This is a genomic window from Chromohalobacter moromii (assembly GCF_023091865.1).
GTDB classification, from domain to species: domain Bacteria; phylum Pseudomonadota; class Gammaproteobacteria; order Pseudomonadales; family Halomonadaceae; genus Chromohalobacter; species Chromohalobacter moromii.
This window is the reverse complement of record NZ_JAHXDI010000003.1, coordinates 496,978-515,243: the sequence shown is the minus strand read 5'-3', so window position 1 is coordinate 515,243 and position 18,266 is coordinate 496,978. Positions and strand designations below refer to the sequence as shown.

Genomic DNA, 18,266 nt, shown 5'->3' with positions numbered 1-18,266 from the left:
CGTCACTCTCCACGTATCAGGCGTCGTCCGTTAACGCCGCTTCGCGCTCCTCGATCGCCTCTTCGGCCTCCAGCCAGCGCTGTTCGAGCGTCTCGAGACGGCTCTGCGTATCGCCTTGGCGCCCCAGCAAGTCAGTCAACTCTTCCTTGCGCGCGCTGTCCTGGTACAGGCCTTCATCGGCCAGGGCGGCCTCCAGATTCTCCAACTCAGCCTGTGCCTGACTCATGTCACGTTCGATCTTGTCGCGCTCACGCTTGAGCGGACGCAACTTGTCACGCAGCTCAGCGGCGGCGCGGCGCGAGGCTTTACGATCGCCCTTGGGTGCTTCCGCAGTCACCTGGCGCTCGGCCTTTTCCTGGCGCGCATCGCGCCGCTCGTCCTCGAGACGTGCCTTGAGCCAGGTGCGGTAGTCGTCCAGATCGCCGTCGAAGGCTGTGACACCGCCATCCACCACATGCCAGAACTCATCGACGCTGGCGCGCAGCAGGTGGCGGTCGTGGGAGACGATGATCACCGCCCCCTCGAACCCGGCCAAGGCCTGCGTCAAGGATTCGCGCATTTCCAGGTCGAGGTGGTTGGTCGGTTCGTCGAGCAACAACAGGTTGGGTTTTTGCCAAGCGATCAACGATAGCGCCAAGCGTGCCTTCTCGCCCCCGGAGAAATTCCCTACGCTGGCGAAGACGTCATTGCCATGAAACCCGAAGCCACCCAGGAAGTTGCGAATCTCCTGTTCGCTGGCCGTGGGCGACAGCCGCTGGATGTGCACGAACGGCGTGGAACTAACGTCGAGATGCTCGAGCTGATGCTGGGCGAAGTAGCCGATCGCCAGGTTATCACCCGGCACGCGCTTGCCCTCCAGCAACGGTTGCTGCGCCGTTAGCGCCTTGATGAGCGTCGACTTGCCCGCCCCGTTGGCGCCCAGCAGCCCGATCCGCTGTCCCGGCAAGATGCTCACGCTGACGTGCTCGAGCAACGGCGTGTGACCATATCCCAGCGTAGCGTCATCGAGCACCAGCAGCGGCGAGGAGGTCTTGTCGGCACTGGGCAGGGTGAAATGAAACGGCGAATCGGCATGCGCGACGGCAATGGTTTCCATGCGCTCCAGCATCTTCAAGCGACTCTGCGCCTGACGCGCTTTATTGGCCTGGGCGCGAAAGCGCGCCACAAAGCGCTCGATCTCCTCGCGGCGAGCTTGCTGCTTGGCCGCCTCGGCCTGGGCACGCGCCTGACGCTCGGCTCGCGTGCGCTCGAACGTCGAATAGTTGCCGCGATACAGCATCAGCTGGCGTTGCTCGAAGTGCACGATGTGATCGCACACTGCGTCCAGAAAGTCGCGGTCGTGGGAAATCAGCAGCAGCGTGCCGGGATAGCGTGTCAGCCACTGCTCGAGCCATAACAATGCGTCGAGATCGAGGTGGTTGGTCGGCTCGTCGAGCAGCATCAGATCAGACGGCATGAACAGCGTTTGCGCCAAGCTGACACGCATCCGCCAACCTCCCGAGAAGTCCGACAGCGGGCGATACAGGTCATCCTGCGTGAAACCCAGCCCTACCAGCATCTGCTCGGCGCGCGGGCGCGCGGTATAACCCTCGAGCGCTTCGATTTCGCCATGTAACTCGGCCTCACGGTGAACCGCTCCGCTCGCCTGAGCCTCGGCCAGGGCACGTTCCGTGGCACGCAACTCGGTGTGACCATCGAGGACATGCTCGACCAGCGCCCGGTCGAGCGCCTCCACCTCCTGCGCCATATGCGCAATGCGCTGCCCACCGGACAACTCCACCGTGCCGTGCTCCGGGGTCAGTTCTCCCAGCAACAGCTTGAACAGGCTCGACTTGCCCGAGCCGTTGGCGCCCACGACACCCGCCTTGGTACGGTCGTGTAGCGTGAGGTCGGCGTTCTCGATCAGCGGCTGGATCCCGCGTTGCAGCGCGAGTTGGCGAAATGCGATCATGCCCGCTCCGGTGGTGATTCGGTGAGTTCCGCCGCCATGCCTGCCAGGACGGCTGGAGATTGCCCATGCATTCTACCCAATTGTGCGATGTCCTGCGGAACCCACCGCTTTGGGATCATGCCTTGGCGTTGTACCAGCGCCCCGGGGTCGCCGACGCCTGCTTGCAGCTACAAGATACGGCAGGGGCGGATGTCTGCGAATTGTTGTGGCGCTGCTGGCTCGATCATCACGCTCTCGTGCCCACCGAGCAGGCGTACAGCACGCTGGATGAGATCCGTGCCTGGCAAGCCGAGGTCACACAGCCGATCCGCTACCTACGCCGCATGCTCAAGCCGCGGGCGCGACATGCACATGACGTGGCGACGCTGCGCGATCATCTCAAGGAAGCCGAGCTACTCGCCGAACGCGAAACACTGCGCCAGTTTCAGGCACTCAGCGAGACGTTGCATGCCGTCCGCAAGCGCCGGGCGGACGACGCCAGCCTGACAATGCAGCTAACACGCTGCTTGACCATACACGAGCCAACGCAGGAAGCCGCGCTGGCAACGCTGACCACCCAAAACACGGCGCACCATCCATAATACGCTATCGCTTCGCAATCAGCTCAACCCTCGAAAAGCGTATATCACGCATGTGCGGACACGCCCATTGACGAGTGGCGCTCACCCCGCAAACTCTGTAGGTTTTATAGAAGCCAGTCCGATTGATCGCGACACCTTCACGACGCGGTACGGACGTCGAGATCCATGCCATTCGCACGACGAATCGGCCATCACAAAAAGGACTCTACGACATGACACCTTCACAGCCTGGCAATAGCGATGAAAAGGCTGAATCACGCAGTGCCTTGCTTCGTGTACTGGGAACTATCGATCATGGCCTAGGCATCATCGAGCGCGTGATCATCGCGGGGGGCGTACTCGCCATGGCCGTGCTCATGAGCGGCCACGTCGTCGGCAACCTGCTATTCGACCAAGGCATCCCCGGGACCTACGAAGTGACCGAGATGCTGATCGTGGTGATCACCTTCGTCGGTGTCGGCTATGCAGCTCGCAATGCCCGCCACATCAGCATGTCGGCGATCTATGACCAGCTCAGCGGACGCTGGCGCAAGGCCCTCCTCATTCTGATTTGTCTGGGCACCGCCGTATTGATGTTCTATTTCGCCGACAAGTCCATCGACTATGTCATGGCCATTCATGATCGCGGTCGTAGCAGTGCTTCGCTCAACATTCCGCTCTGGGTCGTCTACCTCGCCCTGCCCGTCGGCTTCATTCTCGCCGGCGTGCAATACCTGCTTACTGCCGTGCGTAACCTGGTCAGTGACGATATCTATCGCGCCTTCAACGAAAAAGAGGAATACGACGAAGTGCCCCCGGAAGCGGAAGAAGGCAATGGCAATGACGCACGTCGCGATGCCTGAGTTGTCTCTCCGAAACACGACCGCCATCAACGCGAGGACGTAAAACAATGCTAACTTGGCTAGCCGTGATCATGCTGGTGCTGCTACTACTCGGGTTCCCCATGATGGTTCCCCTGGCGGCGGGCACGCTGTTCATGATGTTCACCGGCATGACGTTTTTCGGGCCCGACCAGGCCGTAAGCTGGATGATCAATGGCATTGGCAGTTGGGTACTCGCTGCCGTGCCCATGTTCATCTTCGCCGCCGACATTCTGACCAAGGGCCACACCGCCAACCGCCTGCTCGATGTCGTCGATGTTTTCACCCGCCATGTCCGCGGGGGCTTGCCCATCACCACCGCCGCCTCGTGCGCCCTGTTCGGCGCCGTGTCGGGCTCCACGCAGGCCACCGTAGTCGCCATGGGCGGGCCGATGCGTCCGCGGCTTCTGGCGCGGGGATACCCTGACAGTTTCGCTCTGGCCCTCATCATCAACGCCAGCGATATTGCGCTGCTGATTCCGCCCAGCATCGGTTTCATCGTCTACGGCGTGGTCATGAAAACCTCGATCGGCGACTTGTTCCTCGCCGGCATCCTCCCCGGCCTTCTGATCCTGGCCATGTTCGCCGTGTACTGCTATATCGGCGCACGCCTGAAAGGCATCGAGCCTGAGCCACGCGCCACCTGGCCGGAACGCTTCAAGGCAGTACGCAGAGTCATCCTGCCGATGGGATTCCCGGTGCTGGTGGTCGGCGGTATCTATGGCGGCTTCTTCAGCGCCGTGGAGGCCTCGGCAGTTGCGGTGGCCTATGCCTTTCTCCTGGAGGTCGTCATCTACCGCCAGGTATCGATCCGTGACCTCGGTAGCCTGGCACTCTCCACCGGCATGATCACCGCCGTGGTCTTCATACTCGTCGCCATCGGCGCGGCGTTCTCGCAGACCCTGGGCACCGCCGGCGTTCCAGAGCAGATCCTCGGTCCCATCATCGAGGGGATCGGCGACAACCAGTTCCTGGCACTGCTGCTGATCGCGGCGGCCTTCTTCGTGGGCTGCATGTTCGTCGACCCGATCGTGGTCATTCTGATTCTGGTGCCGATCTTCAAGCCACTGGTCGAGGCCACCGGGCTGGACCCGGTGCATGTGGGCGTGATCGTCACCCTGCAGGCGGCCATCGGTTCGGCCACGCCACCGTTCGGCTGCGATATCTTTACCGCCATCGCGGTATTCCGGCGCCCTTACATGGACGTCATTCGCGGCACGCCGCCATTCATTGCCATCCTGGCCTTGGCAACGATCATCTTGATCATGTTCCCGCAGATATCGCTGCTCCTCCCCTCGCTCGGCGGCGACTGAGTGCGCCCGGCCCGGCCTTCGCCGGGCTAGTACGTCGTGGCGCGACATTACTGACTCACCACCATCCGCTAGGCACATAAAAACCCCGGAAGCTTGCGCTTCCGGGGTTTTGCATGCGGCATGTCAGTACTTCAGACGCTGACGGTCAGGCTTACTCCGCCTTGTCGCCGGACTGATTGACATGATCCAGCACGATGTCCAGCGCTTTCTGACCACGTTCGCCGACCATGTCGACGTAGGTCTGACGCACCGGCTCGGCCAGCTTACGGAAGGCATCACGCTCATTTTCGTCCAGATGGACGATGTTGATGTCGCTTTTTTCCTTGATGGTCTCGAGACGCTCGGAGTTGAACTGAGTCTGGATGTCGTGGCCCTTCTGAACCATCTCGTCGAGCGTCGACTCGAGCATCTCGCGCTGATCGTCAGACAGGTCGTCGTACCACTCTTCGTTGCCGATGAAGTTGGCGATGAACTGCGACTGATCGGCGAAGATCATGTAGTCCTGTACTTCGTAGAAGCCCATGTTCTCATGAGCGAAGACCGGCTGAATGTTACCTTCCGCCTGACCTTGCTGCAGTGCGCTATAGAGCTCGCCGTAAGCGATGGTGATCGGCGAAGCACCATAGGCTTCATAGGTCGAACGTAGCAGGCTGTTATCCATGACACGGATCTGCAGGTTGTCCATGTCCTCCGGCGTACGGACTTCCTTGTTCGCGGTCCAGACCTGATACCCTTCGGGCAAGGTGGCCAGCGGTACCAGTCCGCGCTCGCGGAACGAATCCTGCCACGCATCACTCTTGAGGAAGTCGTCGGAGTTGAGAATCTCGGCCGTCTCCAACTGATCGTTCGGCATGACGAAGTTGAGACTCATCAACTGGCTTTCCGGCACGGTGCCGCCCAAAAAGCCCGAGCCGAAGCCAAGCGGAATGGCGCCGCTCTGGATGGCGTCATACAACGCCGAGTAGCTCGACCCCCATTTGCCATACGGCAGCAACTCGACCGTGATGTCGCCGTCGCTCTTTTCCTCGATCAACTTCTTGAACTCTTCCGCATAGCCGTACTGCACGCTACCTTCGGTCTCCTCGAGACCGAAACGCCAGGTATCGGCGGACGCCGTGGAAGCGACACCGACCAAGCCTAAAGCCGTGATACTCAGAACGATATTGCGCAGTTGCATAGAGTTCCCTCTTTCTTATCAATGTAGATTCAGAGAAGAGCAAAGTCGCTTCGATGTCAAGCCGTCGCCCTTCGCGCAGGTGCGCAACGGCACCGGTGCTGGTACAGTCGAGGGGCGGTGTTTGTTTATTTTGTTAAGGAGTTTTCATGAAACGTTTGATGACGGCTGTGGCATTCGGCGGCCTCGTAGCGACGCCGCTGCTGGCCATGGCTGCCCCGCAGAGCGACGAAGCCAAACTCAGCTATAGCATTGGCGCAACGCTCGGCCAGAGCATTAAGCAGGACATCTCGGATCTCGATACCGACGCCTTTACCCAAGCGGTTGAGGACGTTTACGCCGGCGGTGACCTGCAGATGAGCGATAAGGAGATCGCCGCCACGCTCTCTGACTTCCAGAAGCAGAAGATGGCTGAGCAGAAGAAGGAAAAGGCGCAGTCAGCCGAAAAGAACCGCAAGGCCAGCGAGGCATTCCTTGAAGAGAACGCCAAGAAAGACGGTGTGAAGGTCACCGACTCGGGGCTGCAGTACAAGGTTCTCGAATCCGGCGACGGCGACACCCCAAGCGCCGACGATACCGTGAAGGTCAACTACGAGGGCAAGCTGCCCGACGGTACCGTGTTCGATAGTTCCTACGAGCGCGGCGAACCCATCACCTTCCAGGTCGGCCAGGTCATCGAGGGCTGGCAGGAAGCGCTGCAAAAAATGCAGGTCGGCGATACCTGGATGCTCTACGTGCCCTCCGATCTCGCCTACGGTCAGGGCGGCACCGGCGGCCCGATCGGTCCCAACCAGGCACTGACCTTCAAGATCGAGCTGCTGGGTATCGAAGCCGGCGACGACCAAGAAACGTCGACCGACGAGTAAGCGCTCGTCACGTTAGGCGCCTCGCGGGGCGCCTAGCATCTCTCTTCACGCTGTCCTCGTCTTTCTACGCATGGCCTTCTTGCCGGACGCTCGCGCTGTGCGTTTTCCACACCCCATCGCCACTACCGCCTGTGGATAGTTTTGTGGAGCGTCTGTGGCTCGGCGGTGAAAACCGGCTTTCCTGCCCCCGCTGCGCCCTTGCATGACGCTCGCCTGTAGTCAAGCACACCCCACCACCGCATCAAAAATTAAACATTAAGCTATTGTTTTAATTAATTTTTTAATAAACACCACTCCCTAGAGGCAAACACGGAGTAAGCGTTGGCTTACCCACAAGCCGCACGGTAAGCGCAATTGTCATAATGTGGACAAACGTCACGTGGTATGCCGTGCCTAGCGGTGAATATCGAAATCGAACCAGCTCCCCTCTTGCCCCTCAGGGGTTGTGAGAATCACTTGTGCCCGCCACGGCATGACCGTTTCCGTGCAAGGACGGAGCTCGCCCACGCCTCGGAAGTGGCCATCACCGACCTCTTCCAGCTCGACCCGAGTAAGGCCCATATTCATGTCACGTCCGACGAACTCCACGACCGCCGACGCCACCTCGATACCGGATGTCTGCACATCCAGCGTCAACGGCTCGTACGAGGCGAAGTCGCCGTGTATCTCGAAGCGCAACGTCCCACTCAAGCCGATATCGGTACGGCACGCCCCGTCGCGTAGATCGCAATGCATACGCGGGGGATACCAGGTGACGTTCTCGCGCGAATCACGCAGGTAATAGTCGGCGAGATAACCAGCCGCTACCAGAACCGTTATCAGCGTTACTAGCGTCAGTAGATTGAGCAGCGGCGATCTTACCGGATCTTCATCATGATGTTGCATATCGTTAGGTCGAATCCCATTACCCAGGGGCATCGCGCTAAGCTTACCAGTTCGTGTCCCGGCGAGCTTGGCTGCAGTCAGCGTCCGGTGTCCATGAAGTTGCTCAAGCGGAGGCACAATGAGCGGTGTCACTGGGGCCCTGGGCCCTCTGTTTTTACTGATTCTACTCGGCGCCCTGCTGGGTTGGCGGCGTTTTCCCGGAGGCGATTTCTGGCCCGCGATGGAACGGCTGATCTACTTTCTGCTGTTCCCCGCCATGCTGGTCTCGACGCTGGCTACGGCGAATGTGGCGCAGGTGCCGGTCATCCGCCTGGCCGTGGTATTGATGGGCACCATGGCACTGTTCGCGCTGGGGCTCTGGTGCGCGCGTCATCGCCTCGCGCTGGCGCCATCGGCGTTCACCTCGGTGCTACAAGGCACGCTGCGCTTCAATACTTACGTAGGGGTCGCCGGCGCCGCCGCGCTACATGGCCAAGCTGGGGCGACGGTAGCCGCAGTCGCCGTTGCATTGATGGTCCCGCTGGCCAACATTCTCTGCGTGAGCGGTTTCATCGCCGCGGGCACGCTGGGGCCTTCTAGCCTGGGGCGCAGCCTGGCTGCCCTGTTGCGTAACCCCCTGATCCTGGCCTGTGTACTCGGTATCGCCCTCAATGTCACCGGCATCGGTCTGCCGGGTTGGCTGGGCAGCGCCGTCGAACTCACTGGCCGTGCCGCCCTTCCGCTAGGGTTGATTGCCGTAGGCGTGGCACTGCGACCCAGTGCCCTTGTCGGCAGCGGGCATGCGTTCTGGTACTCGGCCACGCTCAAGCTTGTCGCCACCCCCGTGATCGTACTGGCCCTAGCCTGGCTGACCGGGCTCGACCCAGTGAGCCGCGACATCGCTCTTCTGTTCGCCGCCTTACCCACCGCCACCTCGGCGTATATCCTCGCCCGCCAGCTAGGCGGTGACGCCGAGCTGATGGCGGCGCTAATTACCGGCCAGACCCTGCTGGCCATGGTGACGCTGCCAGCATGGATGGCACTGGCGAGTTGAGCCTCCCGATGAGACTAATTGAAAAATATTCTCGTTACGCTTGACGACTCAAATGAGAATGGTTTACCTTAACAACCGTGGCGCCGCCAAGCGCCACTGACCTAAGCAGCGAATGTCAGGTTCCTGCCCATGGTTATCTCCTCATCAAGCTAGTCACGGTCTTTAAGCCGCCCACCCGGGCGGCTTTTTTTAGGTTCATCGCAGAGCGGCATGAAATGAACAGGACCAAGGCAGGCAGCACTTTGCCAGCGTCTTGCTCGCCGTGACGTGATTCAGATCAGCCAGAATCGAAAAAACCGCTGCAAGCAGCGGTTTTCGAGGAAATCAGCGTTCTATGTTGAAAGTGTTCTGTGAGAGCGGTGCTGCAACGTGCGCTCATCCGTCCTCACGGGCATAGATCAAATCCCAGACCCCATGGCCAAGCTTTTCGCCACGGCTCTCGAACTTGGTCAGCGGGCGGAATTCCGGGCGCGGCACATAGGGCGCGCTCTCAGCCGACGCCGTGTTGCGATAGCCCGGCGCCGCCTCCATGACCTCGACCATGTGCTCGGCGTAGGCTTCCCAATCGGTCGCCATGTGCAGATACCCGCCAGGCGCCAGACGCGTGCGTACCAGTTCGACGAAGGCCGGCTGCACGATGCGCCGCTTGTGGTGCTTCTTCTTCGGCCAGGGGTCGGGGAAAAACAGCTGCAGCCCCGTTAGGCTCGACTCGGGTAGACACTTACCGAGCACTTCCAACGCGTCCTCGCGGTACACGCGCAGGTTGGTCAGGCCGCGCTTATCCGCTTCATCAAGCAGCTTGCCAACACCCGGCGCATGCACCTCGATGCCGATGAAGTCGGTCTCGGGATTGGCGGCGGCTTGCTCGACGAGCGACTGTCCCATGCCGAAGCCAATCTCGACGACACAAGGTGCCTGCCGACCGAACACAGTCTCCAGCGACTGGCGGCCATCGGCCACGCTTAGCCCCAGGCGCGGCCAAACCTCTTCGAGCCCCCGCGACTGAGCAACGGTCATGCGTCCGGCGCGCAGTACATAACTCTTGATACCGCGCGGTGGGCGCGAGGATGACGCCGAGCCCGCCTCAGGGGCGTTCTCGGGGGAAGACGATGGTGAATCACTCATGGGCAAGTCTGCGTTGTCGATCAGGTAGCGAAGCAGGCCGTGCGGGCCGCGAAAGGGTTCAGGCGTTGATGCGCCCGGCGAAGGGCGACGACGGGCTCGCCGATGCCCGACGTGGCATGCGTTCGGCGAGATACGCCTCACGCCCTGCCTCCACCGCCAGTTTCATGGCATGCGCCATGCGCACCGGTTGTCGTGCGTTGGCGATGGCAGAATTGATCAGCACGCCGGCGCAGCCCATTTCCATGGCCAGCGCAGCATCCGAGGGCGTGCCGATACCGGCATCGACGAGAATCGGTACCTCGGCATTGCCGAGGATGATCTCAAGCGTTGCCGGATTGAGCAGGCCATGCCCCGAGCCGATCAATGAGCCCAGCGGCATCACCGCGCAACAGCCGATGCGCTCCAACTCCTTGGCGACGATAGGGTCATCGCTGGTGTAGACCATGACATCGAAACCGTCGTTGACCAGCGTCTCAGCGGCCTTGAGGGTCTCGACCACATTGGGGTAAAGCGTGCCATCATCGCCCAGCACCTCGAGCTTGACCAAGTTGTGGCCGTCGAGCAGCTCGCGGGCCAGCTTGCAGGTCCGCACCGCGTCCTTGGCGGTATAGCAGCCCGCCGTGTTGGGCAGGATCGTGTAACGGCTCATCGGCACAGCGTCGAGCAGATTGGGCTCATCGGGATTCTGGCCCAAGTTGGTGCGGCGCACCGCGACGGTGACGAGCTCGGTGCCACTCGCCTCGACGGCGGCGGCGGTCTCGTCGAAATCCCGGTATTTGCCGGTACCCACCAGCAGGCGTGATGAGAAGACGCGACCGGCGACGGTCAATGGGATGTCCTGGCGCTGCTCAGCGGACATGACGTACCTCCTGGCGTAAAGGGAGCCGCCGACACGCCTGAGCCACTAAGCGGCCCCGCGCACCGGCGAGCGAGTAACATCAGCCGCCACCGATGGCATGCACGATTTCCACACTGTCGCCCGGGGACAGGCGGGTCTCGGCATGCTGGCTGCGCGGCACGATTTCCTCGTTGACTTCGACGGCGATGCGGCGCCCGGTCAAGGCGAGCTGATCGATCAACTCACTGATCGTCAGCTGGGACGCGAACTCGCGATGCTCGCCGTTGAGCTGAATGTGCATGGCGGCCTCTCACATTAGGTGGGGAGAGGTCGCCATTATAACGCCAAATGCCGTGCTCAAGAATCCTTGGACGGCCATACGTCGTCATCCACCTGGTCGGGGCGCTTGAGGATCTTGGGATCGAAGCGCGGCTCCTTGACGCCTTCGCGACGCTGGCGCTCGTAGTCCTTGAGCACACGCATGGCGATCGGCGCCAGGATCAGGATCGCGATCAGGTTGGTGGTCGCCATCAGCCCCATGGACAGATCGGCGAAGTCCCATACGAAGGTCAACTGCGACACCGAACCGATCATCACCATGGCCAGCACGGCCAGGCGCAACGCTTGTACCGCGCCCTTGGCGTGGCGCTTGAACATGTACTCGATATTGACCGTGGCGAACGAGAAGTTGGCAATGATCGAGGTAAAGGCGAACAGCAGAATCGCCACGGCGATGAAGATCTCACCGAAGCCGCCGAAGTGATCCGCCATCGCATCCTGGGTGAGCTGGATGCCGACGATGTCCTGTCCCGGCGAATTGGCCATCAACTTCTCGTAGACGCCGGAAAGCAGGATCACCACCGCCGTGCAGCTACAGATCACCAGGGTATCGACGAATACGCCGAACGACTGCACCAAGCCCTGTGCGGCGGGATGCTTGACGTTGGCCTGGGCCGCCGCGTTGGGTGCCGAGCCCATGCCGGCCTCGTTGGAAAACAGACCACGCTTGATGCCGTTCTCCATCGCCGTCTTGATGGCATAGCCGGCCGCGCCGCCCACTGCGGGTCCATAGCCGAAGGCACTCTTGACGATCAGCGCCAGCATATCCGGCACTGCGGTGATGTTGAGCGCCAGCACCACCAGCGCCACCAGCAAGTAGGCGATGGCCATGATCGGCACGATCTTCTCCGCCGTGCGCGCGATGGACTTGAGCCCGCCATAGATGACCACGGCCACGACACCGACCAAAATCAAACCGGTGACCCAATTGGGCATGCCGAAAGCCTGATTCATGCCCTGGGCGATGGTGTTGGCCTGGGCGCCGTTGAATGCCAGACCATAGGCCACCAGCAGGAAGAAGGCGAACAGCAGACTCATCCAACGCCAGCCGAGCGTGCGCTCGATGTAATAGGCGGGACCGCCGCGGTACACACCGTCTTCGTGGCGCTTCTTGTAGACCTGAGCCAGGGTCGACTCGACGAACGAGGTGGCGAACCCGACCAACGCGGTGATCCACATCCAGAAGATCGCCCCCGGGCCGCCGATCCACAACGCGATGGCCACACCAGCCAAGTTCCCGGTGCCCACGCGCGCCGCCAGCGACGTGGCAAATGCCTGGAACCCGCTGACGCCTTCGCCCGCGCCACGGCTATTGAAAGTCACGCGCGCCATGTGGCCGAACAGCCGAAACTGCATGCCACGCGTCAGCACGGTGAACAACACCCCCGCGCCCAACAAGAGATAAACGAGAATATACGACCAGATGAAATCGCTGACAGGGGTCATCACCGCGTAGATAGCATCGTGCAGCGGTGCGACGAGACTGGCGAGAGAGTCCATGGATTAATGCTCCATTATGATTCTTGAGATCGGCAAGGCCGCGACGATACGCCATCCCGAGAGGCTTGTCATGGCGTAAGCGACGCCATAGGGTAAGCGCCAGCGCGGCGATACCGAGCCCCGGGATGACGTTCCGGCGCTCACTCACCGTTTCAGCGTAGTCAGTGATAAAGGATGAGACATGCACAAGCGTCGTGGATGGACACTCGTCGCCCTAAGCGGCTTGGTCGTGGTCATGGCGGGCGCATTCGGCGCTCACGGCCTGCAGGGCCACGTTGCACCGCGCTTGCTCGAAGCCTTTGAGACTGGCGTGCGTTACCAGGCCTGGCACACCCTGGCCGCCATGGCAGTGCTCATCTGGCGAGCACAGCAACCGCTTAAAGGGCAGCGGGCAGTGCTCTGGCTATGGAGCATCGGGATGGCGGCGTTTTCCGGCTCGCTGTATTTACTGGCCCTGACCGGCGCCCCTTGGCTGGGGCCCATCACGCCGTTCGGTGGACTGTTGCTGATGGCCGGTTGGCTGACGCTGGCGGTATGCGCCTGGCGTCAGCGCCTCGCTGATTGAGCCGACGTCAGTCGTCGTCATGCTCGGGTAGCGCATAGGTCGCGGTGACGGTTGCCACCGGTTCCTCGTCGCCAGCGGGGAACAAACGCACTTCGCCTACCGCCAGGCGCTCGCCCAGCTTGACGACGTGCGCATTGGCGATGAGATCGCGGTCGCCGCGCGCGCGGCGCAGGAAGTGGCAGTTGAAGTCCGTGGTCACCGCCATCGGCTCCGGGCCGATCTGGGCCAGAATCGCCACGTACAGGCAAACATCCGCCAGCCCCATCAGCGTGGGCCCCGAGACACAACCACCGGGGCGCAAATGTTCATCCTCGATGGCCAAGCTCATGGTCGCGCGCATTTCGCCCACGCCTTCGATGGTGCCTTGTCGCTGTGGAAAGACCTCGTCGAGGAACTCCTCTATGGCGGCGGCGGTCATCACGGTCATGGCAAATTCTCCCCTGGCAATGGTGCTCGAGACGGCAGCGCAGTGATCAAGGTAGCGCAACATCATCCGAACACACACTACCGTGCGCCCCTCACCGGCTCACCGTCCCCCCAAGACGTATTTGCGCCAAAGCTCATGCACTTCCAAAACACCATCTGACATTACCCTGAATCCGCCGGAGGGCTTATAAGATTAACCTGACGCCCGCAACTACGCCGGTATCTTCGGTCCTGTCCCCACCTGCACGGGAAAAATCCGCAGTATCGCCATACTCTTTTTCCCAGTAAGCGCCCACGTAAGGCGCGACGCGGCGGGTCACCTCATAACCCAAACGCATGCCGACACGCACGGAGTTTAGCCCTTCGCCAACGCCAAATTCTTTGACTTCATTGGCGGCCATGGCGATTTCCGTGCGTGGCTGTACATAGAGTCGCTGAGTAAGTCGAAAGTCATATTCTCCCTCGAAACTAGCAGATACATCTCCTTCGTCACTCACTTGCAAGGCTACATCGGTCTCAATTTCATATGGCATAACCCCTTGCAACCCAACGACACCGTAGGTTCGCTCTTCATGATCATCAGAGAACACACCCCCTTGGTAACCCACGCCACCCTGCAGCTCCCAAAAATCGGCAATCAACCGGCTATAGAGTAGCTCCAGGGACTCAAACTCGGCGTCTTCACCGTCTCCCTGAATATTTTCACCTTCCGATTTTACGTACATACGGTTAACGTCGCTGCCGTACCACCCCTGGAAGTCCCATACCATGGCATCCTTACCATTCTCCGGAATACTATATTCAAGCCGATCAAATTGTGCCGTGCCTTGATTATGCTCCACGATAGGGGATGGCCAGCCATCAGGAGCATCGTAACCATCATCAGCTTTAGCCAAGGAAGCAAAGATGAATGCCGCACTCACACCCACGAGGTAAAGTTTTATCTTCATACTGCCTCCTCAAGAAACCTGAACAACGCGGAACATGCCAGCTTCCATGTGGTAAAGAAGGTGACAGTGAAAAGCCCAGCTTCCTTCCGCATCTGCCGTGATAAGCGCGGAGACCCGCTCACCGGGCTTCACGTTCAGGGTATGCTTGCGTGGAATTAACTCACCCTGGCCGTTTTCCAGCTCCATCCACATACCGTGAAGATGAATGGGGTGCTCCATCATGGTGTCATTGATCAAGATCAGGCGCAGACGCTCATCCTTTTCAAAGTGGATAGGGCCTGAGACTTCGCTGAATTTCTTGCCATCGAACGACCACATGTAGCGTTCCATGTTGCCGGTCAAATGCAGCTCCAGCTCGCGGCCGGGGCCGCGCCGGTCAGGCCATGGGGTGAAGGCTTTCAGGTCGCGGTAGACCAGCATACGGCGCTCGTCGGGGTCGATGCCGATGCCTGCCTCGCCATAGCGTGAGCCCGGCTGGGCCTCACCGGCCACAAGCATGCCATTCTCGCGCGTCTTGGCTTTTTCTTTCGCCATGCCGTCGCCGCTGCCGTGGTCCATGCCCTCCATGTCTCCGCCGGACATATTGGAGTGGTCCATGCCCTCCATGTCATCTCTGGACATGCCGGAATGATCCATTCCTTTCATGCCCACCATTGCGCCAGCTGCCATCCCTTCCATCCCGCGGTCGGCAATTTGGCGGCGCTTGGGGATTTCAGCCTGCATGCCATCACGTGGGGCCAGGGTGGCACGGGCGTAGCCGCTGCGATCCATTGATTCAGCAAAGATCGTATAAGCTTGATCGTCTTCGGGGGAGACCAGCACGTCGTAGGTCTCGGCCACACCAATGCGGAATTCGTCCACAGGCACGGGTTGCACTGGCTGGCCATCGGCGGCTACCACGGTCATTTTCAGGCCGGGAATGCGCACATCGAAATACGACATCGCCGAACCGTTAATCACTCGAAGGCGCACGCGCTCACCCGCCTTGAACAACGCCGTCCAGTTCTCCTCGGGGGCGCGGCCATTTAGCAGGTAAGTGTAAGTGCTGCCAGTCACATCGGCGATATCCCGCGAACTCATGCGCATTTTTGACCACATTCGGCGCATTTCCACCGTGTCTGAAAAGCCTTCACGTCGAACATCGGCAAAGAAATCAGCCATCGTGCGCTCTTGGAAGTTGTAATAGCCTTCCATGGTTTTCAAATTACGAAATACCGACGCAGGATTTTCGAAAGTCCAGTCAGTCAAAAGCAGCACATGCTCGCGGTCATAGCGGAAGGGTTCACGCTCGGCGGCATCAACAATCAGCGGCCCCACATGCCCCACCTGTTCCTGAAGGCCCGAGTGGCTGTGATACCAATAGGTGCCGTTCTGGCGTACGGGAAAGCGGTAGGTAAAGGTCTCGCCTGGCTCAATACCGGCAAAACTGACGCCCGGCACGCCGTCCATGCCGGAAGGAAGAATCAAACCGTGCCAGTGGATTGAGGTGGGTTCGTCGAGCAGGTTGGTGACGCGTAATACGGCGTCCTGGCCTTCCTTAAGGCGGATCAGCGGGCCGGGGCTGCTGCCGTTAATACTAAAGGGGCGAGCCTCTTTGCCGTCAATCGGAATGGACTCACGGCGAATGGCTAATGCCACCTCTGGCCCTTCTTCAACGCCTTTGGAATAGACGTTTGTGCGCCCCCAGGGATTGGCCCAGGCAGGACTCATGCCCATAGCGGCTGCGGAGCCCAGCCCAAGCGCAGCCCCCCCTTTCAATATCTGGCGGCGCGAGAAGGGGCGCGATACAACAGGTGAGCGTGCCATGTACAACTCCCGTTAGGTTTTACATGGCCCTATCCTGCCAGAACAAGCTGAATCAAAACTGAACGAACTGTTACCTCGCCCCCTCTGCCAAGGTCAGCGTCACCTTAGCGCGCAACCCACCAAGTGAGCTATGGGAAAATTGTGCGTATCCAGCATAGCGCGCAGCTAGCTGAGTCAAGATGGACAACCCCAAGCCATACCCCGGATGGCGCTCGTCCAAACGCTTGCCCCGCTCGCCCAACCTAGGCAAATCGCTTTCCACCACACCAGGGCCATCATCATCGACGGTTATCACTAGCATTTCTGTTAATAACCTTATATCACAGCAAATATAGTATTTCGCCCATTTACCTCCATTATCTAATAATATACCGAGCATTTCCGAAAAGTCGTGGGGCTCTATGGGTATCTGATCCCGGTCAACATTAGAATACGTTATTTGGAACTCTTTTTCCGGGTAAAGACCACGAAACATATCTATAAGGCGAGGACTATCGTTCATTAAATGAGTCACCCTCCCCATATTGGGACCCGCGATTCGAGAGCGGCGCAGCTCAGCATCAAGCTGAGCATTAATACTTTCTATCCTTACGAGCAACTTGAGGCGTCGATCATCATCAATTGGCCGATTCCCACGAAGCACCTGTGTCACGGCAGCCAATGGCGTCTTCAACGCGTGAGAAAGATTCGCCGCCGACTCACGCGAGTGCTTTAAGCGTGAATCTATATCATCCATGAAACGGTTGAGCTGCTCGACGAGGACATTCAATTCGGAAGGTACCAATACTGAGAACCGCCGACGCTGCCCCGCTTGTAGTGCATCAAGTTGTTCGCGTAGTTCCCTCAATGGCTTCAAGCCACGATTGACTGCCAACATGTTAAGCACTATCAATACTATTAACAAGGCTCCTGCGACCGCCCCCACCCACCAATGCAAGGTTGCAAGCCCAGCCTCCACTTGTGAAAAGTCTTCCCCAATAAGCAAAACACCGTTACTATCTTCCCAGCTAAAATGGCGACGATAGACCAGTAAGTGGCGCCCCCCTTCTTCTACTTCTACCAAGGAATCACGGTCACTTGCGAGCAGTGGAGAAAGTCTTGTCTGCCACTTCGGATCCGAGGCACTAACACTATCGCCAATAGACAGCACATACAGGTGGTGAAAAACCTGATAACTTTTGCTCACAGACTGTAATGACTCAGGGACCAGGGAACGTTCTTCACCCAACTGAGAAACAGCATGATCGGCCTCTCTACGCAGGCGCTCACCAAGAAAGTCCTTGGCGATACTTTCCAAAAAAAAGCCGTGCATCAACCATGTCACGACCACGACTATAAGCGCCACGCTTCCTAGCCAAGCTAGCAGGCGAAACCGCAAGCTATGCCAATCAATGCGATACAAATAAGTACCCCTGGCCGCGGCGTGTTTGTATCAACGCCTTACCTAAATACCGGCGCAGCCGGGCAACATACACTTCCACCAGATTAGACTCAGCTGCATCTTGTTCAAGCGCATAAAGTTGATCGAGCAAATGATCTTTAGAATGCACACGATCGGGATGGTGCATTAGATAACGCAACAGTCGAAATTCAGTTGCCGTTAGCGAACGCCAAGGAAGACTTTCTGTACAAACCGACTGCCCAGCCTCATCTAAGGAAACCCCGTTAACTGTCAATATTTGAGATACACTACCAGAGCGACGCCTAAGCAATGCTTTAAGTCTCGCCAATAACTCGGCCTCATGAAACGGCTTTGTCAAATAATCATCTGCGCCAGTTTCTAATCCAGACACTTTATCTTCCCAAGTATCCCTTGCCGTAAGAACCAAAATAGGCATGTCACGATTTTGCTTATGCCAATGTGCAACCAATTCAAGCCCAGAACCATCAGGCAGCCCAATATCGACAACAGCCAGTTCATAACATTCGGTTGCCGCAAGCGACGTGGCCGCCTTTATAGAGTCGGCCACGTCAACGAGGTAACCGTTGTCCTTCAAGCTTTCCGCCAGGCTTTCGGAAAGCAGATCATCATCTTCGAGAAGCAACAGTCTCAT

At 59.3% G+C, this 18,266-nt stretch carries 18 protein-coding genes; 6 read left to right on the top strand and 12 right to left on the bottom strand.

Annotated elements, in window-relative coordinates:
* Positions 1-16 precede the first annotated feature (16 nt).
* Positions 17-1,951: an ABC-F family ATP-binding cassette domain-containing protein gene (locus KZO83_RS12455; protein WP_247621043.1), complete on the bottom strand. Its 1,935-nt coding sequence runs from the start codon at positions 1,949-1,951 to the stop codon at positions 17-19.
* A 65-nt stretch (positions 1,952-2,016) separates the two neighbouring features.
* Here KZO83_RS12455 and KZO83_RS12450 point away from each other — a divergent pair, with 65 nt between their 5' ends.
* From KZO83_RS12450 to KZO83_RS12440, 3 genes are all read left to right on the top strand, one after another.
* Positions 2,017-2,532 carry a TIGR02444 family protein gene (locus tag KZO83_RS12450; protein ID WP_247621042.1) on the top strand — a complete coding sequence of 172 codons (516 nt, stop codon included), beginning with the start codon at positions 2,017-2,019 and terminating at the stop codon, positions 2,530-2,532.
* Positions 2,533-2,744: 212 nt separating this feature from the next.
* Positions 2,745-3,374, top strand: a complete 630-nt coding sequence (locus tag KZO83_RS12445; protein WP_075369738.1) for a TRAP transporter small permease — start codon at positions 2,745-2,747, stop codon at positions 3,372-3,374.
* Between the two features lie 47 nt (positions 3,375-3,421).
* On the top strand, positions 3,422-4,705 hold the full coding sequence (locus tag KZO83_RS12440; protein ID WP_075369739.1) for a TRAP transporter large permease: 1,284 nt from the start codon (positions 3,422-3,424) through the stop codon (positions 4,703-4,705).
* Positions 4,706-4,856: 151 nt separating this feature from the next.
* On the opposite strand, the gene dctP is transcribed toward KZO83_RS12440, so the two are convergent.
* On the bottom strand, positions 4,857-5,882 hold the full coding sequence (dctP, locus tag KZO83_RS12435; protein WP_247621041.1) for a TRAP transporter substrate-binding protein DctP: 1,026 nt from the start codon (positions 5,880-5,882) through the stop codon (positions 4,857-4,859).
* Between the two features lie 146 nt (positions 5,883-6,028).
* Between dctP and KZO83_RS12430 the strand changes: the two genes are divergently transcribed.
* On the top strand, positions 6,029-6,745 hold the full coding sequence (locus tag KZO83_RS12430) for a BamJ family beta-barrel-assembly machinery protein (protein ID WP_247621040.1): 717 nt from the start codon (positions 6,029-6,031) through the stop codon (positions 6,743-6,745).
* Positions 6,746-7,138: 393 nt separating this feature from the next.
* On the opposite strand, the gene KZO83_RS12425 is transcribed toward KZO83_RS12430, so the two are convergent.
* Positions 7,139-7,630 (bottom strand): hypothetical protein, encoded by a 492-nt coding sequence (locus tag KZO83_RS12425; RefSeq protein ID WP_247621039.1) that lies wholly within the window; start codon positions 7,628-7,630, stop codon positions 7,139-7,141.
* A 118-nt stretch (positions 7,631-7,748) separates the two neighbouring features.
* On the opposite strand from KZO83_RS12425, the gene KZO83_RS12420 reads away from it, so the two are divergent.
* A complete protein-coding gene (locus KZO83_RS12420; protein ID WP_247621038.1) occupies positions 7,749-8,663 on the top strand; it encodes an AEC family transporter in 915 nt (304 codons plus the stop codon).
* A gap of 375 nt (positions 8,664-9,038) precedes the next feature.
* Here the strand turns inward: KZO83_RS12420 and trmB are convergent, their stop codons facing one another.
* The 4 genes from trmB to KZO83_RS12400 form a co-directional block, all read right to left on the bottom strand.
* Complete coding sequence (gene trmB, locus KZO83_RS12415) at positions 9,039-9,788, bottom strand: tRNA (guanosine(46)-N7)-methyltransferase TrmB (RefSeq protein WP_247621037.1); 750 nt, start codon at positions 9,786-9,788, stop codon at positions 9,039-9,041.
* A 58-nt stretch (positions 9,789-9,846) separates the two neighbouring features.
* Positions 9,847-10,647 carry a thiazole synthase gene (locus KZO83_RS12410; protein ID WP_178999039.1) on the bottom strand — a complete coding sequence of 267 codons (801 nt, stop codon included), beginning with the start codon at positions 10,645-10,647 and terminating at the stop codon, positions 9,847-9,849.
* A gap of 79 nt (positions 10,648-10,726) precedes the next feature.
* Positions 10,727-10,927: a sulfur carrier protein ThiS gene (thiS, locus tag KZO83_RS12405; protein ID WP_075368797.1), complete on the bottom strand. Its 201-nt coding sequence runs from the start codon at positions 10,925-10,927 to the stop codon at positions 10,727-10,729.
* A 56-nt stretch (positions 10,928-10,983) separates the two neighbouring features.
* Positions 10,984-12,465 (bottom strand): alanine/glycine:cation symporter family protein, encoded by a 1,482-nt coding sequence (locus KZO83_RS12400; protein WP_040240075.1) that lies wholly within the window; start codon positions 12,463-12,465, stop codon positions 10,984-10,986.
* Between the two features lie 181 nt (positions 12,466-12,646).
* On the opposite strand from KZO83_RS12400, the gene KZO83_RS12395 reads away from it, so the two are divergent.
* Positions 12,647-13,030 carry a DUF423 domain-containing protein gene (locus KZO83_RS12395; RefSeq protein WP_247621036.1) on the top strand — a complete coding sequence of 128 codons (384 nt, stop codon included), beginning with the start codon at positions 12,647-12,649 and terminating at the stop codon, positions 13,028-13,030.
* A gap of 7 nt (positions 13,031-13,037) precedes the next feature.
* Here KZO83_RS12395 and KZO83_RS12390 read toward each other — a convergent pair whose 3' ends face one another.
* From KZO83_RS12390 to KZO83_RS12370, 5 genes are all read right to left on the bottom strand, one after another.
* On the bottom strand, positions 13,038-13,457 hold the full coding sequence (locus KZO83_RS12390; RefSeq protein WP_097021402.1) for a PaaI family thioesterase: 420 nt from the start codon (positions 13,455-13,457) through the stop codon (positions 13,038-13,040).
* Positions 13,458-13,641: 184 nt separating this feature from the next.
* Positions 13,642-14,406, bottom strand: a complete 765-nt coding sequence (locus KZO83_RS12385) for a copper resistance protein B (protein ID WP_097021403.1) — start codon at positions 14,404-14,406, stop codon at positions 13,642-13,644.
* A 9-nt stretch (positions 14,407-14,415) separates the two neighbouring features.
* Positions 14,416-16,212: a copper resistance system multicopper oxidase gene (locus KZO83_RS12380; protein ID WP_097021404.1), complete on the bottom strand. Its 1,797-nt coding sequence runs from the start codon at positions 16,210-16,212 to the stop codon at positions 14,416-14,418.
* A gap of 70 nt (positions 16,213-16,282) precedes the next feature.
* Positions 16,283-17,614: an ATP-binding protein gene (locus KZO83_RS12375; protein WP_247621035.1), complete on the bottom strand. Its 1,332-nt coding sequence runs from the start codon at positions 17,612-17,614 to the stop codon at positions 16,283-16,285.
* Positions 17,601-18,266, bottom strand: coding sequence for a response regulator transcription factor (locus KZO83_RS12370; RefSeq protein WP_097021405.1), 666 nt, complete (start codon positions 18,264-18,266; stop codon positions 17,601-17,603). The genes KZO83_RS12375 and KZO83_RS12370 overlap by 14 nt, the downstream gene beginning before the upstream one ends.